Source organism: Pelomonas parva, assembly GCF_043555835.1.
In the GTDB taxonomy this organism is placed as follows: domain Bacteria; phylum Pseudomonadota; class Gammaproteobacteria; order Burkholderiales; family Burkholderiaceae_C; genus Pelomonas; species Pelomonas parva.
Genome location: NZ_JBIGHV010000004.1, coordinates 343,768 through 359,121, shown reverse-complemented (window position 1 = coordinate 359,121; position 15,354 = coordinate 343,768). Strand labels below are relative to the sequence as shown.

Sequence of the window (15,354 nt, the reverse complement as noted above, 5' to 3'; positions counted from 1 at the left end):
TCAATGCCCCTTGCCGCCCATGTACTCGCCCAGCGACTGCCGCGTGGCCTCCGCCGCAGCCACGTCGTGCACGATGCGGCCCTCGCTCATGACGACGATGCGGTCGGCCAGCGCCAGCAGTTCGTCCAGGTCCTCGCTGACCAGCAGCACCGCCGCACCTCGGTTGCGCGCGGCGATCAGGCGGCCGTGGATCTCGGCGACGGCGGCAAAGTCCAGCCCGAAGACGGGGTTGCTGACCAGCAGCAGCTCGGCCTCGCCGGCCAGCTCGCGGGCCAGCACGGCGCGCTGCACATTGCCGCCCGACAGCGTGCGGATGGCGGCGCGCTCGCCCTGCGTCTTGACGCCGTACTCGGCGATCCACGCCCGCGCCCGCTCGCGCAGCGCCCCCCAGCGCACCAGGCCGCCGCTCGCCCAGGGCGCTTCGTCAAAGCTGCGCAGCGCCATGTTCTGCGCCACGCTCAAGGGCCCGACGCAGGCATTGCCCAGCGGCTCCTCCGGCAGGCTGCGCACCTTGCGGGCGCGGTTCTCGGCGCGGCGGGCCAGGAAGGCTTCGCCGTCCACATTCACCTGGCCGCCCAGGCGCGAGCGCTGGCCGACCAGCGCCTGCATCAGCTCGCGCTGGCCGTTGCCGCTGACGCCGGCGATGCCGACGATCTCGCCGCGCCGCACGCTCAAGGACAGCGCGCGCACGGCCGGCTCGCCGCGGTCGCCCATCACGTCCAGCTTGTCGATGGCGAGCTTCACCGCACCGGGCTCGCGCGCTTCGCGCACCCACTTGTTCTCGGTCACCGCGTCGCTGCGGCTCTCGCCCACCATCGCGGCGGCCAGGCTGTCGGGCGTGCAGTCGGCCACCGCGCCGGTGGCGGCCAGCGCGCCCTTGCGCAGCACGCTCACGTCGTCGGCATAGGCCATCACCTCGCGGAACTTGTGCGTGATCATCAGCACCGAGCATTCCATCGCGTGCGCCCGGTCACGCAGCGCACCCAGCACCTCGTCGGCCTCCTGCGGCGTCAGCACCGAGGTGGGCTCGTCCAGGATCAGCAGCCGCGGCTTCAGGAACAGCTGCTTGAGGATCTCCAGCTTCTGCTTCTCACCGGCCGACAGGTCGCCGGGCTGCGCGTCCAGCGGCAGGCGGAACGGCGTGGTGCTCATGAAGGCGTCCAGCTCGGCGCGCGCGGCCTTCCAGTCCACCATCATGGGCAGCTTGCCGCGCGCCAGCAGCAGGTTCTCGGCCACCGTCATGCCCGGCACGACGGTGAAGTGCTGGTAGACCATACCCAGGCCCAGGTCGCGGGCGACGACGGGCGAGGCGATGTCGTGCTCGCGGCCGTCCACCAGGACGCTGCCTTCGGTGGGCCGGTGGTAGCCGACGATGGCCTTCACCAGCGTGCTCTTGCCCGCACCGTTCTCGCCCAGCAGCGCATGCACGGTGCCGGGCCGCACGGTGATGGAGACGTCGTCCAGCGCCGTGAAGCTGCCGAAGCGCTTGGTGAGGCGGTAGGTCTCGAGGTGCAGCGCGTGCGGCGTGTCGGACGACGAGGTGGACGGCGGCGAGGTCTGCGGAATCATGATGGCGCCGTGCTCAGAGTTGGCCCAGCAAGTCCAGCACGGCGGCCGACTCGGCCACTGCGCCGAACACGCCGCCCTGCATCAGGATCATGTTGAGCGCGGCGGCGTGGTTGCCGGCATCGGTGGCGCCGGTGCAGTCCGACAGCATCAGGCACTCGAAGCCGCGGTCGTTGGCCTCGCGCATCGTCGTGTGCACGCACACGTCGGTCGTGATGCCGGTCAGGATCAGGTTGCGGATGCCGCGCGTGTGCAGCACCAGATCCAGGTCGGTCGCGCAGAAGCTGCCCTTGCCCGGCTTGTCGATGATGGGCTCGCCGGCAATCGGGTAAAGCTCGGGAATGATGTCCCAGCCCGGTTCGCCGCGCACCAGGATGCGGCCGCAGGGGCCGGCGTCACCGATGCCGCGGCCCTCGGTGCCGATCTGCCGCGAGCGCCACAGCTTGTTGGCGGGCAGGTCCGACAGGTCCGAGCGGTGGCCCTCGCGGGTGTGGATGACGTGCATGCCGACACGGCGCGCAGCGGCGAGCAGCACCTTCAGCGGCTCGATGGGCGCGCGCGTCATGGACAGGTCGTAGCCCATCTTGTCGACATAGCCACCGATGCCGCAGAAGTCGGTCTGCATGTCGATGATGACGAGGGCCGTGTTGCTCGGGCTGATGTTGCCGTCGAAGGGCCAGGCATAGGGCTTGGAGCGCAGGGTGGGCATGGTGTTCCTTTCAGCGGGAGACGCCGAGTTCTGCCGGCGCGCCCTTGAGGGATTGGCTGGTCGAGCAGGTGGCCACGAGGATCACCAGCGTCAGCACATAAGGCATGGCGTTGAACAAGTAGTAGCCGCCGCTGACGCCCACGCTCTGCAGCGCCGGGCCGATGGCGACCGCGCCGCCGAACAGCAGCGCCGCGCCCAGGCAGCGCCACGGGTGCCAGCGCGCGAAGATGACCAGCGCCACGGCGATCAGGCCCTGGCCGCTGGACAGGCCTTCGTTCCAGCTGCCCGGGTAGTACAGCGACAGCGACGCCCCGCCCAGCCCGGCGATCGCGCCGCCCGCCGTGGTGGCCGCGATGCGCACCGCGTTGACCGAGTAGCCCAGCGCCCGCGCGGCATCGCTGCTGTCGCCGGCCATGCGCACGACCAGGCCCCAGCGCGTGTTCCTGAAGCCCCAGGCCAGCAGCGCCGCCAGCGCCACGCCGATGGGGAAGAGGGCGTTGACGGACAGGGCTTGCTGCACGGCCGGGGAGTCGCTCCACGCGCCCAGCTGCAGCGACGGGATCTGCGGCGCCTGCGGCTGGATCAGCGGCTTGCCCAGGTAGAAGGCCAGGCCCGTGCCGAGCAGCATCAGCGCGATGCCGGTGGCGATGTCGGACACGCGCGGCAGCGAGCACAGCAGCCCGTGCAGCAGCGCCAGCAACGCACCCGCACCGCAGGCCGCCAGCACGCCCACCCAAGGCGAGCCGCCCAGATAGGCGCCGCCGAAGCCGGCCATGGCGCCGAACACCAGCACGCCCTCCAGGCCGAGGTTGATGCGGCCGCTCTTCTCCGTCAGGCACTCGCCGAGGCTGACGAAGAGGAAGGGCGTGCCGACGCGCAGTGCGCCGCCGATGACGGCGAGCAGCAGGTCGGGGATGGACGCCAGTTCAAGGCTCATGCGACCCCCTGAGCAGTTGCCGCTGGCGCTGCGGGAGCGGGCCGCTTGGCCGCCGCGCGCGGCGCAAACAGCCGCCCGCGCAGCGCCTCGGCCGCGAGGATGAAGACGAAGGCGAAGCCCTGCAGCACCAGCACCGACGCGTCGGGCAAATCGAGCCGGCGCTGCAGCAGGCTGCCCGCCGCCGCGAAGCCGCCGAACAGCACGGCCACCGGCGGGATGGCCCAGGGGTTGTGGCGAGCCACGAAGCTGACCAGGATGCCGGTGTAGCCCAGCCCCGCGATCACCGACGCATTGGCTGCCGTGTGCACGGCCGCCACCTCGATGGCGCCGGCCAGCCCCGCCGCCGCGCCGCCCAGGGCGCAGGCCGCCAGGATGATGCGGTTGGTCGGCAGGCCCACGAGGCGCGCGGTGCGGGCGTTGCCGCCCACCACCCGCATCGCGAAGCCCGAGGCACTGAAGCTCAGCCAGGCGCCACAGGCAAGGCACAGCACGACGCCGATGACCAGGCCCCAGTGCACGTCGCCCAGCCACGACTCCATGGCCGCGTCGCCCATGATGGGCCCGATGCGCAGGGCCTCGGCAAGCGGGTGGGTGGAGGGCTTGTTCAGGCTCGCCGGGTCGCGCATGGGCCCCTCGACGAAATGCTTGAACAGCGCGATGGCGATGTAGGCCAGCAGCAGGCTGGAGATGGTCTCGTTGACGCCGCGCCACTGGCGCAGCCAGCCCGACAGCATCACCCAGCCGCCGCCCAGCAGCGCGCCGGCTGCCAGCACCATGATGCTGCCGACCATGCCGTCCGGCGGCGCGAACAGGTAGGGCAGGCCGGCGCAGGCCAGCGCGCCCAGCACCAGCGCGCCCTCGCCGCCGATCATCGTCAGCCCGGCCTGCGCCGGCAGCGCCACGGCCAGCGCCGTCAGCATCAGCGGCGCGGCGCGCAGGAGGGTGTTCTGCCAGGAGAAGGCGTCGCCGAAGGCGCCCAGGAACAGCAGCTTCCAGGCTTCCACCGGGTCGGTCCCGCCCAGCCAGACGAAGACGCCGAACAGCAGCAGCGCGGCCGTCAGCGCAAAGACGGGCAGCAGCAAGGCCTCGGCGAAGCCCTGGGCTCTTGAGGTGGCAACCATGGCGGCGGCTCCTGTGAAAGGGTCAGACCTTGCCGATGACGCCTTCGACCAGGTAGTTCATGCCTTCAAGAACCATGTCGGTCTGCTTGAGCACCGTGCCACTTGGGATGACCACCTTGCCGGTGTTGTCCTTCAACTCGCCCTTGAAGATGTCGAAGCTGCCCTTGAGCATCTGCGCGCGGATGGCCTCGGCCTGCTTGCGCGCGCCCTCGGGCACCGAGCTGCCATAGGGGCTGATCTTGACGAATCCGTCCTTCAGGCCGCCGCGCACGAAGTTGGGATGCGGCTTGCCGGTCTGCGCGGCTTCGATGATCTGCTTGTAGGCAGTGATCCAGTTCCACTCGGCGCCGGTCAGGTACGCCGCCGGTGCCAGCTTCGCTTGACTGGCGTGGTAGCCGCAGACGAACTTGCCGCGCTTGGCTGCGGTCTCGACGATGACCTTGGGGCCGTCCACATGCATGGTGAACACGTCCACGCCCTGGTCGGACAGGCTGTTGGTGGCCTCGGCCTCCTTGACCGGCATGCTCCAGTCGCCGGTGAAGATCGCCGTCGTCGTGATGGCCGGGTTGACGCTGCGCGCGCCCATCGTGAAGGCGTTGATGTTGCGCAACACCTGCGGGATGGGCTTGGCGGCGATGAAGCCGAGCTTCTTGCTCTTCGTGACATGAGCCGCGACGACGCCGTTCAGGTACTGGGCCTCGTCGATGTAGCCGAAGAAGCTGCCGGCGTTCTTCGGGTGCTTGGCCGCATTCCACAGCCCGCCGCAATGCGCGAAGCGCACGTTCGGGTACTTCGGCGCCAGCGCCAGGATGTGCGGGTCGAAGTAGCCGAAGGAGGTGGGGAACAGCAGGCCCGCGCCGTCCTGGGCGATCATGCCCTGCATGGTCTTCTGCACCGCGTTGGTCTCGGGGACGTTCTCCTCCTCCACGACCTTCAGGCCCGGCATCTTCTTCAGCAGCGCGACCGACTCGGCGTGCGCCTGGTTGTAGCCATAGTCGTCGCGCGGGCCCACGTAGATGAAGCCCAGCGTCAAGGGCTTCTGGGCCAGCGCCAGGCCGCTCCATCCGGCTGTCATCAAGCCCGCGCCGGCAGCACCTGCGCTGCCCAGCCAATCCCGGCGGTTCCACTGCGATCGCGTCATCTCGGCTCTCCTGAGGTTGTTCCGTCAACGAAGCTCGCCCGGCTGAGTTCCGGGCGGTGTTCTGATCGGTATACAAGCAGGGGCCGTGCCAGCCTACCTGCCCCGGGGAGTGGGCTGAGACGCGCACACAGGCGGTGCAGAACCGCCCGCTGGGTGGAGCGAATCAGGGCATTTGGCACGCTCTCGGCGTGCACGGACGCCGGGCCGCTGAGCTGTTCACGGGCCCCGGCGCCGCCAGGTGCTGGTCGTGGACGATGATGTGGGCAACATCGTTGCGCGGATGACGCGGCTGGAGAACCGGGACATGTGGGTGCATACCGCCAGCGACGGCCGCTGCTGGCCCGTCGACATCGCCGGGCTGCAGCGCTGATGCCGTCGTGCGATGGCGTCCCGGCAAGCACGCCACAGCCGGCAGTGCAGCCGCTGCGCGCCTTCTTCGTGGAGGACAACGACGACCTGCGCGAGCAGATCACCTGGATGCTGGAGGAGGAGGGCCTGGCAGTGCGGGCCTTCGCCCGCGCCGAGGAGGCGCTGGCCGCCTACGAGCCCGCCGAGGTCGACGTCGTCGTGACGGACGTGAGCCTCACCGGCATATCAGGCGTGGACCTGGCGCGCGCTGTTCTGCGCCGCGCGCCGCAGGCCTGGGTGGTGTTCTCGTCAGGCTATGCCATGGGCAACAACCTGAGCGACTTCGGCCCGCACGTGCGGGCACTGCTGAAGCCTTTCGACTTTGCGGATCTGCACCGCTTGGTGGACGAGATCCGCGCCGGGCGAGCGTCGAGATGACCTGCCCGGCGTTGGGATCAGATCGCGAGGATCTTGCCGGTCAGGCGGCGGTAGATGGCGTCGCCGAATTGGCCGACGACGGCGACGACCGAGAGCGCGAGAGTGATGATGAGCAGTTCCATTTGTTTCCCTTTCTTTCCTTGTTGACGACGCCAGTATAAGGGTTTTCACCATGATTCATGGGGTTAACCCTGTAATCAAAAGGGGTGACATGGCCCTGTCATGGGGAGCGCGGGCGTTGTTCTATACGAACTGGGCATAGAACAAGCGAAAGAAACAATATTTCAGAACTAGCAGCCCCTCCTAAGCTCGCGATCGTTCCTGAACGAGCCAAGAGCCATGCGAATCACGAAGCTGACGACCTATCGCGTTCCTCCGCGGTGGATGTTCCTGAAGATCGAGACCGACGAGGGTGTCGTCGGCTGGGGCGAGCCGGTCATCGAGGGTCGCGCGCGCACCGTCGAGGCGGCCGTGCACGAGCTGTCGGAATACCTGGTGGGCCAGGACCCGTCCCGCATCAACGACCTCTGGCAGGTCATGTACCGCGCCGGCTTCTACCGTGGCGGCCCCATCCTGATGAGCGCCATCGCCGGCATCGACCAGGCGCTGTGGGACATCAAGGGCAAGGTCATGAACCAGCCCGTGTACGAGCTGCTGGGCGGCCTGGTGCGCGACAAGATGAAGGTCTATTCCTGGGTCGGCGGTGACCGCCCGGCCGACGTCATCCGCGACATCAAGCGGCTGCGCGAAGGCGGCTTCGACACCTTCAAGATGAACGGCACCGAGGAGCTGGCCATCGTCGACAGCGCCCGCAAGGTGGACGAGGCGGTGGCCCGCATCGCCGAGATCCGCGAGGCCTTCGGCCACGACATCGAGTTCGGCATCGACTTCCATGGCCGCGTGGCCGGGCCGATGGCCAAGCCGCTGTTGCGCGCGCTGGAGCCCTACCGCCCGCTGTTCGTCGAGGAGCCGGTGCTGGCCGAGCAGGCCGAGCAGTACCCGCGCCTGGCCGAGTACACCAGCATCCCGCTGGCGGCCGGCGAGCGCATGTTCTCGCGCTTCGACTTCAAACGCGTCTTCCAGGCCGGTGGCATCTCCATCGTCCAGCCCGACCTGTCGCATGCCGGTGGCATCACCGAGTGCTTCAAGATCGCGGCCATGGCCGAGGCCTACGACGTCGCCTTCGCGCCGCACTGCCCGCTGGGCCCGGTGGCGCTGGCGTCCTGCCTGGCGGTGGACTTTGTCTCCCACAACGCCGTGCTGCAGGAGCAGAGCATGGGCATCCACTACAACAAGGGTGCCGAGCTGCTGGACTTCGTGACCAACAAGGAAGACTTCCGCATCGAGAACGGCTTCATCAACCCGCTGCGCAAGCCGGGCCTGGGCGTCGAGATCGACGAGGAGCGCGTCATCGAGGCCAGCAAGACCGCGTCCGACTGGCGCAACCCGGTCTGGCGCCACGCCGACGGCAGCGTCGCTGAATGGTGATGAGCGCAGCTCGTCTGATCGCCCTGGACTGGGGTAGCACGCGGCTGCGCGCCTTCCTGCTCGGGGACGGCGGCCAGGTGCTGGAGACGCGCCAGTCCAACGACGGCGCCGCCACGCTGAGCGGTGCCGAGGCCTATGCCCGCGCGCTGGCCGATCTGGTGGGCGACTGGCGCGCAGACCGCCCCCAGCTCAAGCTGCTCGCCTGCGGCATGGTCGGCAGCCAGTACGGCTGGCGCGAGGCGCCCTATGTGCGCTGCCCGGCAGACGCCGTCGCGCTGGCCAGCCAGACGCTGCTGCTCGATGAGCGCCTGAGCATCATCCCGGGCCTGGTCGACGACGCGGCCCAGCCCGATGTCATGCGCGGCGAGGAGACGCAGATCGTCGGCGCGCTGGCGCTGCACCCCGAGCTGGCGGATGAGTCCTGCCTGGTGCTGCCGGGCACGCATTCCAAGTGGGCGCGGGTCAGCGGCGGCAAGGTCACGGGTTTCGCGACCCACATGACCGGCGAGCTGTTCGCGCTGCTGCGCCAGCACTCGGTGCTGAACCGCCTGATGCCGTCCGACGGCAGCTCGCCCGCGTCGCCCGAGGCCTTCCTGAAGGGCGTGGACGCCGCGCAGCAGGACGGCGGCCTGGCCCACCAGCTGTTCGCCGTGCGCACGCTGGGCCTGTTCAAGCAGCTCAGCGCCGAGCAGCTGCCCGACTACCTCTCCGGCCTGCTGATCGGCCATGAGATCGCCAGCGAGTTGCGTGGCGTTACGCCGGGGCGCATCGCCCTTGTCGGCGACCCGGCCTTGTGCGCGCGTTATGCGCAGGCGCTCGCGCACCTCGGCCAGCCGCAGCCGCTGCTGCTGGACAACACCGCGCCCGCCGGCCTGTGGCGGCTGGCGCTAACCATGAATCTCATCTGACATGCTTGATCAGGCACTGAAACACCTCCCCCTCGTCGCCATCCTGCGTGGCGTCAAGCCCGAGGAGGTCGAGGCGATTGCCGATGCGCTCTACGCCGAGGGCTTTCGCGTCATCGAGGTGCCACTGAACTCGCCCAACGCGCTGGACTCCATCGCCCGCCTGGCCCGCCGCATGCCGGCGGATGCTGTCATCGGCGCCGGCACCGTGCTGAGCGTGCAGGCCGTGGCCGACGTCGAGGCGGCGGGCGGCAAGGTCATCGTCATGCCCCATGCCGACGTGGAAGTGATCCGTGCTGCCAAGGCGCGCGGTCTGTACTGCGTGCCCGGCGCGGCGACGCCGACCGAGGCCTTCGGGGCCGTGCATGCCGGTGCCGATGCGGTCAAGCTGTTCCCGGCCGAACTGGTGACGCCCACCATCGTCAAGGCCATGCGCGCCGTGCTGCCCAAGGAGCTGCGCCTGCTGCCGGTGGGCGGCATCACGCCCGACAACATGACGCCTTACGTGAAGGCCGGCGCCGCCGGCTTCGGCCTGGGCTCGGCGCTGTACAGCCCCGGCCTAAACGCCACCGACGTGGCGCAGCGCGCCCGCGCCTTCGTGCAGGCCTGGCGCGCGCTCTGATTCGATAAAAAACAAGACACACCGGAGACAACGATGAACCGCATCCGCACGCTCAGCGCTGCGCTGCTGCTGGCCGCGCTTGGCCCGCATGTAGCCGCCGAAACCCTCAAGCTCGACGCCCGCTCCGCCGTGCCCGCGCCGCAGACCGGCCACATCAAGATGGGCACGGCGGTTTCGCCCAAGGGCGTGACGCTGGCGGCGAACAACCAGTACCTGCTGCAGGACGGCAAGCCCTGGCTGCCGGTCATGGGCGAGTACCACTTCACCCGCGCCCCGGCCTCGCAATGGGCCGACCAGCTGCGCCTGATGAAGGCCGCCGGCATCGACATCGTCGCCAGCTATGTGTTCTGGAACCACCACCAGGAGCAGCCCGGCGCGTTCAACTGGAAGGGCAACCACGACCTGCGCCGCTTCGTGCAGCAGGCCCAGGCGGCCGGCCTGAAGGTGGTCGTGCGGCTGGGCCCCTGGTGCCACGGTGAGGCGCGCTACGGCGGCATCCCGGACTGGATCGTCGACGCCATGCCCACGCGCAGCAACGACCCCGAATACCTGGGCCATGTCGAGAAGCTCTACGCCGAGATCGGCGCGCAGATCAAGGGCCTGCTGTGGAAGGACGGCGGCCCCGTCGTCGGCGTGCAGCTGGAGAACGAATACAACCTGCGCGGCCCAGGCAAGGGCGAGGAACACATCAGCGCCTTGAAGAAGCTGGCGCTGAAGGCCGGCATGGACGTGCCGATGTACACCGTGACGGGCTGGGACGGCGCCGTCTACCCGTCCGGCGAGGTCATCCCGGTGTTCGGCGGCTACCCGGACGAGCCCTGGGCCGCCAGCGCCAAGGAGCTGGCTCCGAAGGAGACGCACGCCTTCCGCTTCAACACCCGCGTCAGCGGCGACCTGGGCGCGCAGACCAAGTCGCACGGTGTCGGCACGGCCGAGACGGACAAGGACAAGGTGCCCTTCTTCGGCGCCGAGTACGGCCCCGGCCTGCCGGCCATGTACCGCCGCCGCACGCTGGTGTCGCCCGACGACATCGCGGCCATGCTGCCGGTGCAGATCGGCTCCGGCGTGAACCTGCTAGGCTACTACATGTTCCACGGCGGCCGCAACCCGGTGGGCGCGGGCGGCACGGGCCTGGAGGAAAGCACGCTGAGCGGCGGCTACAACGACACGCCGCGCATCAGCTACGACTTCCAGGCGCCGCTGGGCCCGGACGGCCAGCAGCGCCCGGTGCTCGCCAAGCTGCGCCCCTTTCACTACTTCCTGCGTGACTACGGCGCTCAGCTGGCGACGATGACCGTGCGCCAGCCCGAGCGCTCGCCGGCCACGCCGGCCGACCTGCAGACGCCGCGCTGGTCCGTGCGCAGCAACGGCGACAGCGGCTACCTGTTCTTCAACAACCATGTGCGTCAGTACGCGATGCCGGCGCAGACGGCCGTGCGCTTCGAGGTGCAGCTGCCGGGCGGCACGGTGACGCTGCCCAGCCAGCCGGTCGACATCGCCAACGGCGCCTATTTCATCTGGCCGATCAACGCCGACCTGGACGGCGTCAAGCTGCGCCACGCGACAGCCCAGCTGGTCACGCGCGTTGACGCGGGTGCACAAGGCATCGTGCACGTGTTTGCGGCGACGGCCGGCATCCCGTCCGAATTCGCGCTGGCCGATGGCCTGAAGACATTCAAGCCCGACGCCAGCCTCCAGCGCATCGGCACCAACAATGGCCGTGCGGTGAGCGTGCTGCTGCTGACGCCCGAGCAGGTCGAGCAGATGAGCGTGCTGGACATCGCCGGCCAGCGCCGCCTTGTCTTCAGCGAGCAGCAGGCCTGGGTGGCCGACGGCAAGCTGCAGCTGCGCGGCATCGGCCCGCAGCCGCTGCGTGCCGCCGTGTTCCCAGCCCTGGCCAAACCGAACGCGGCCGGCCTGCAGGTCAAGCAGGACGGCCTGCTGCAACGCCTGGAGCTGGCCGGCGAGCCCGCCCAGCCGACGCTGCACATCACCGCCACCCGCAAGGCCGGCAATGCGCCGGCCATCAAGAGGGGCGGCCATGCCAATGCCGCCGTGCAGCCCATCCCCGAGGCCTTCGCCAACGCGGCGACCTGGTCGCTGAAGCTGCCCGAGCAACTCGCGCCCCAGGCCGAGGACGTGCTGCTGGAGCTGGACTTCGTCGGCGACATCGGCCGCGTGTTCTCGGGCACGACCATGCTGGACGACTGGTACTACAACGGTCAGCGTTGGGAGATCGGCCTGCGCCAGTTCGCGCTGAAGCCGGGTGCCGACCTCAAGCTCTCCGTGCTGCCGCTGCGGGCCGATGCGCCCATCTACATCGACGCCGCCCAGCGCCCCGCGTTCGCCGCCGGCCAGACGCAGGTTGCCGAGCTGCGCGGCGCCCGGCTGCTGACGGTGCGGCGCGTGGCCATCGCGCCTTGAAGGTCAGGTATTCCTAATTTGGATAGTTAAGCCCGGACATTCGATTTGTACGGAATGGAACGGCTCCTTAACCTGAGCTTCTGATGAAACTGACCGGCGATCTCGAACTCGTTCTGCCGCAGGGCGCCATGCTTGGCGAGGGCTTGCTGTGGCGGGCCGGCCGCTGGTGGTGGACCGACATCGAGGCGTCCACCTTGTTCGCCTGGCGCCCGGGCGCGCCGGGGCCGAGGTTCTGCCGCCTGCCCGACCGGCTGGGCAGCTTCGCCCACTGCCGCTCGGGCCGCGTGCTGCTGGGTCTGGCCAAGCGGTTGGCCGTGGCCTCGCTGGGCGACGAGCTGGAGCTGAACCAGTTGCAGACGCTGGCCCCGGTCGACGCCGCCGAGCCGCGCACCCGCATCAACGACGGCCGCACCGACCGCAGCGGCAATTTCGTCTTCGGCACCCTGAATGAGGCGAAGGAGAAGCGCGCCATTGCCAGTTTCTATCAATACTCGACGCGCCACGGCCTGCGCCGCCTGGCGCTGCCGGCGGTGGCCATCGCCAACAGCATCTGCTTCAGCGTCGACGGCCGCACGATGTACTTCTGCGACTCGCTTGCCCAACGCATCCAGCAGTGCGACTACGACGCCGAGACCGCCCAGGTCGACAACGTCCGCCTGTTCACGCAGATGGACCGCGCCGACGCTTGGCCCGACGGCTCGGTCATTGACTCAGAAGGTTGCTTGTGGAATGCGCAGTGGGGCGCCGGCCGTGTGGCACGCTACGACCCCGAGGGACAGCTGATGGGCGTGTCGCACGCCCCGGCCGCCCACACGAGCTGTCCCGCCATCGGCGGTGACGGCATGGACCAGTTGATGCTCACCACCGCGCGGACCGAAATGACCCGCGAGGCCCTGACCGCACAGCCGCTGTCGGGCAGCCTGTTCGGGCTGCGCCTGCCGCAGGCGCTGGGCATCGAAGACACATTGTTTGACGACTGACGGAGACGAAGACCATGAAGATCCAACGCCGCGCTCTCACCCTGGCCCTGCTGGCCGCGCCCTTTGCGGTGCAGGCCGCCGACCCGGTCAAGATCGGCTTCCTCGTCAAGCAGGCCGAGGAGCCCTGGTTCCAGGACGAGTGGAAGTACGCCGAGCAGGCCGCCAAGGACAAGGGCTTCACGCTCGTCAAGATCGGCATCCCCAACGGCGAGAAGATGATGGCCGCCATCGACAACCTGGCCGCGCAGAAGGCGGTCGGCTTCGTCATCTGCGCGCCCGACGTGAAGCTGGGCGTGGCCGTGAACCGCGCGGCCAAGCGCCACAAGCTCAAGGTCATGTCCGTGGACGACCAGCTCGTCGACGGCGCCGGCAAGCCCATCGCCGACATCCCGCACATGGGCATCTCAGGCTACGAGATCGGCAAGCAGGTCGGCCAGGCGCTGATCGCCGAGATCAAGGCACGCGGCTGGAAGCTCGACGAAGTCGGCGTGCTGCGCGTGGCCTTCGACCAGCTGCCCACCGCCCGCGACCGCACCATGGGCGCGGCGGACGCACTGAAGGCTGCCGGCGTGCCGGCCGCCAACGTCGTCGACGCGCCGCAGGCCAAGACCGACACCGAGAGCGCCTTCAACGCGGCCAACATCGCCTTCACGAAGAACGCCAAGTTCAAGAAGTGGGTGGCGTTCGGCTTGAACGACGAAGCCGCGCTGGGTGCGGTGCGCGCCGGCGAGGGCCGGGGCATCAAGCAGGACGCGATGCTGGCCGTGGGTATCGGTGGCAGTCAGACCGCTCTCAACGAGTTCACCAAGCCCACGCCGACCGGCTTCTACGGCACGGTGCTGATCAGCCCGAAGCGCCATGGCTACGAGACGGCGGCGATGGTCTTCGACTGGGCCACGCAGGGCAAGGTGCCCCCGCCCGTCACGCTGACCAGCGGCATCCTGATGACGCGCAAGAACCAGGCTGAAATCCGCAAGCAGATGGGGTTGTGATGGAGCCCCTCGTCCAAGGAATACCTTGGCCGGTCCCCCGAGGGGACGGCGATGCTTGCGGCATTGAGCCGCAAGCACATCGCCAGGACGGGCCGGCTTGGGAGCGGCCCGGCGCTCGGCCCGTAAATCTCAAGCGCCGCGAGCACTTCGAATCCGAAATGAAACACTGAAATGGCTGTCCTGCAGTTCGACAACATCAGCAAGGTCTTCCCCGGCGTCAAGGCGCTGAACGGGGTGAGCTTCGAGGCGCATGCCGGCCAGGTCATGGGCCTGCTCGGCGAGAACGGCGCGGGCAAGAGCACGCTGCTGAAGATCCTGGGTGGCCAGTACAAGCCCGACGGCGGCCGCCTGTTGCTGGAGGGCCAGGAGCGCCACTTCACCTCGGCCGGTGACGCCATCGCCGCCGGCATCGCCATCATTCACCAGGAGCTGCAGTACGTGGCCGAGCTGACCGTGGCCGAGAACGTGCTGCTGGGCCGCCTGCCGACGCGCTTCGGCCTGGTCGACCACAAGGCCGCGCGCAAGATGGTGGCCGAGCAACTGGCCAATATCGGCGTGGATCTGGACCCAGCCGCGCGCCTGTCGGATCTGTCCATTGCCCAGCGCCAGATGGTGGAGATCTGCAAGGCCGTCATGCAGGACGCCAAGGTCATCGCCTTCGACGAGCCCACCAGCAGCCTGTCGCACCGCGAGACCGAGATCCTGTTCAAGCTCGTCAAGCGCCTGCGCGCGGAAGGGCGCACGCTGATCTACATCTCGCACCGCCTCGAAGAGCTGTACGAGCTGTGCGACGCCTGCACCATCTTCCGCGACGGCCGCAAGATCGTCACGCACGACGTCATGGCCGAGGTGCCGCGCGAGCGGCTCATCGCCGACATGGTGGGCCGCGAGCTGCAGGACATCTACGACTACCGCAGCCGCCAGCACGGCCCCGTGCGACTGGAGGCGCGCGGCCTGCACAGCGCCCGCCTGCCGCAGCCGCTGAGCTTCGCGATGCGCGGCGGCGAGGTGCTGGGCTTCTTCGGCCTGGTGGGCGCTGGCCGCAGCGAGCTGATGCGCCTGCTCTACGGCGCCGACCCGCGCCGGGGCGGCGAGGTGCTGCTGGACGGCCAGCCCGTGTCCACGGCCGGCCCGTCGGCGGCCATCGCTGCCGGCATCGTGCTGTGCCCCGAGGACCGCAAGGAGCAGGGCATCCTGGCCCACTCGTCAGTGGCCGAGAACATCAACATCAGCTGCCGCCGCCACGGCCTGCTCGGCGGCGTCTTCCTGCGCCACGGCCAGGAGGCTCAGCGTGCCGACGACTTCATCAAGAAGCTGCGCATCAAGACGCCCAACCGCGAGCAGGAGATCCGCCTGCTGTCCGGCGGCAACCAGCAGAAGGTCATCCTGGCGCGCTGGCTGGCCGAGCCGGGCCTGAAGGTGCTGATCCTCGACGAGCCGACGCGCGGCATCGACGTGGGCGCCAAGAACGAGATCTACAAGATCATCCACGACGTGGCCGCTTCGGGCTGCTGCGTCATCGTCATCTCCAGCGAGCTGCCCGAGGTGCTGGGCATCACCGACCGCCTCATCGTCATGCGCGACGGCCGCATCAGCGGCGAGCTGGATCGCGCCAACGCCAGCGAGACCGCTGCCCTTGCTTTGGCCCTGCCTGATGGCGCACCCGCCGCCGCCCTGCACTGA

The 15,354-nt window shown here is 69.1% G+C and carries 14 protein-coding genes; 9 read left to right on the top strand and 5 right to left on the bottom strand.

The window, feature by feature from the left end; all coding sequences use genetic code 11:
- Genes ACG00Y_RS12350 through ACG00Y_RS12330 form a run of 5 tightly spaced genes read right to left on the bottom strand, consistent with a single transcriptional unit; the run spans window position 1 to window position 5,474 of the window.
- Window positions 1–1,569: an ABC transporter ATP-binding protein gene (locus ACG00Y_RS12350; RefSeq protein ID WP_394479171.1), complete on the bottom strand. Its 1,569-nt coding sequence runs from the start codon at window positions 1,567–1,569 to the stop codon at window positions 1–3.
- A gap of 13 nt (window positions 1,570–1,582) precedes the next feature.
- A complete protein-coding gene (biuH, locus tag ACG00Y_RS12345; protein WP_394479169.1) occupies window positions 1,583–2,275 on the bottom strand; it encodes a biuret amidohydrolase in 693 nt (230 codons plus the stop codon).
- A 10-nt stretch (window positions 2,276–2,285) separates the two neighbouring features.
- On the bottom strand, window positions 2,286–3,212 hold the full coding sequence (locus tag ACG00Y_RS12340; RefSeq protein ID WP_394479167.1) for an ABC transporter permease: 927 nt from the start codon (window positions 3,210–3,212) through the stop codon (window positions 2,286–2,288).
- A complete protein-coding gene (locus tag ACG00Y_RS12335) occupies window positions 3,209–4,333 on the bottom strand; it encodes an ABC transporter permease (RefSeq protein ID WP_394479165.1) in 1,125 nt (374 codons plus the stop codon). The genes ACG00Y_RS12340 and ACG00Y_RS12335 overlap by 4 nt, the downstream gene beginning before the upstream one ends.
- Window positions 4,334–4,355: 22 nt before the next feature.
- Complete coding sequence (locus ACG00Y_RS12330; protein WP_394479163.1) at window positions 4,356–5,474, bottom strand: BMP family ABC transporter substrate-binding protein; 1,119 nt, start codon at window positions 5,472–5,474, stop codon at window positions 4,356–4,358.
- Between the two features lie 247 nt (window positions 5,475–5,721).
- Between ACG00Y_RS12330 and ACG00Y_RS12325 the strand changes: the two genes are divergently transcribed.
- The 9 genes from ACG00Y_RS12325 (at window position 5,722) to araG (ending at window position 15,354) form a co-directional block, all read left to right on the top strand.
- A complete protein-coding gene (locus ACG00Y_RS12325; RefSeq protein ID WP_394479161.1) occupies window positions 5,722–5,844 on the top strand; it encodes a hypothetical protein in 123 nt (40 codons plus the stop codon).
- Window positions 5,845–5,888: 44 nt separating this feature from the next.
- Window positions 5,889–6,260 (top strand): response regulator, encoded by a 372-nt coding sequence (locus tag ACG00Y_RS12320; protein ID WP_394479159.1) that lies wholly within the window; start codon window positions 5,889–5,891, stop codon window positions 6,258–6,260.
- A 339-nt stretch (window positions 6,261–6,599) separates the two neighbouring features.
- Complete coding sequence (gene dgoD, locus ACG00Y_RS12315; RefSeq protein WP_394479157.1) at window positions 6,600–7,748, top strand: galactonate dehydratase; 1,149 nt, start codon at window positions 6,600–6,602, stop codon at window positions 7,746–7,748.
- Window positions 7,748–8,656: a 2-dehydro-3-deoxygalactonokinase gene (locus ACG00Y_RS12310; protein ID WP_394479155.1), complete on the top strand. Its 909-nt coding sequence runs from the start codon at window positions 7,748–7,750 to the stop codon at window positions 8,654–8,656. The genes dgoD and ACG00Y_RS12310 overlap by 1 nt, the downstream gene beginning before the upstream one ends.
- Before the next feature lies 1 nt (window position 8,657).
- Window positions 8,658–9,275, top strand: a complete 618-nt coding sequence (locus tag ACG00Y_RS12305) for a 2-dehydro-3-deoxy-6-phosphogalactonate aldolase (RefSeq protein WP_394479153.1) — start codon at window positions 8,658–8,660, stop codon at window positions 9,273–9,275.
- Window positions 9,276–9,308: 33 nt separating this feature from the next.
- Window positions 9,309–11,699 carry a beta-galactosidase gene (locus ACG00Y_RS12300; RefSeq protein WP_394479151.1) on the top strand — a complete coding sequence of 797 codons (2,391 nt, stop codon included), beginning with the start codon at window positions 9,309–9,311 and terminating at the stop codon, window positions 11,697–11,699.
- 83 nt (window positions 11,700–11,782) lie between these two features.
- Window positions 11,783–12,679, top strand: a complete 897-nt coding sequence (locus ACG00Y_RS12295; protein WP_394479149.1) for an SMP-30/gluconolactonase/LRE family protein — start codon at window positions 11,783–11,785, stop codon at window positions 12,677–12,679.
- Between the two features lie 14 nt (window positions 12,680–12,693).
- A complete protein-coding gene (locus ACG00Y_RS12290; protein WP_394479147.1) occupies window positions 12,694–13,671 on the top strand; it encodes an arabinose ABC transporter substrate-binding protein in 978 nt (325 codons plus the stop codon).
- 171 nt (window positions 13,672–13,842) lie between these two features.
- Entirely contained in the window at window positions 13,843–15,354 is a 1,512-nt protein-coding gene (gene araG / locus ACG00Y_RS12285; protein WP_394479145.1) for an L-arabinose ABC transporter ATP-binding protein AraG, read from the top strand.

Bases quoted from the DNA above. Each gene is read 5' to 3' on its own strand.
- ACG00Y_RS12350 (WP_394479171.1), bottom strand. From the start codon at position 1,569: ATGATTCCGCAGACCTCGCCGCCGTCCACCTCGTCGTCCGACACGCCG.
- biuH (WP_394479169.1), bottom strand. From the start codon at position 2,275: ATGCCCACCCTGCGCTCCAAGCCCTATGCCTGGCCCTTCGACGGCAAC.
- ACG00Y_RS12340 (WP_394479167.1), bottom strand. From the start codon at position 3,212: ATGAGCCTTGAACTGGCGTCCATCCCCGACCTGCTGCTCGCCGTCATC.
- ACG00Y_RS12335 (WP_394479165.1), bottom strand. From the start codon at position 4,333: ATGGTTGCCACCTCAAGAGCCCAGGGCTTCGCCGAGGCCTTGCTGCTG.
- ACG00Y_RS12330 (WP_394479163.1), bottom strand. From the start codon at position 5,474: ATGACGCGATCGCAGTGGAACCGCCGGGATTGGCTGGGCAGCGCAGGT.
- dgoD (WP_394479157.1), top strand. From the start codon at position 6,600: ATGCGAATCACGAAGCTGACGACCTATCGCGTTCCTCCGCGGTGGATG.
- ACG00Y_RS12310 (WP_394479155.1), top strand. From the start codon at position 7,748: ATGAGCGCAGCTCGTCTGATCGCCCTGGACTGGGGTAGCACGCGGCTG.
- ACG00Y_RS12305 (WP_394479153.1), top strand. From the start codon at position 8,658: ATGCTTGATCAGGCACTGAAACACCTCCCCCTCGTCGCCATCCTGCGT.
- ACG00Y_RS12300 (WP_394479151.1), top strand. From the start codon at position 9,309: ATGAACCGCATCCGCACGCTCAGCGCTGCGCTGCTGCTGGCCGCGCTT.
- ACG00Y_RS12295 (WP_394479149.1), top strand. From the start codon at position 11,783: ATGAAACTGACCGGCGATCTCGAACTCGTTCTGCCGCAGGGCGCCATG.
- ACG00Y_RS12290 (WP_394479147.1), top strand. From the start codon at position 12,694: ATGAAGATCCAACGCCGCGCTCTCACCCTGGCCCTGCTGGCCGCGCCC.
- araG (WP_394479145.1), top strand. From the start codon at position 13,843: ATGGCTGTCCTGCAGTTCGACAACATCAGCAAGGTCTTCCCCGGCGTC.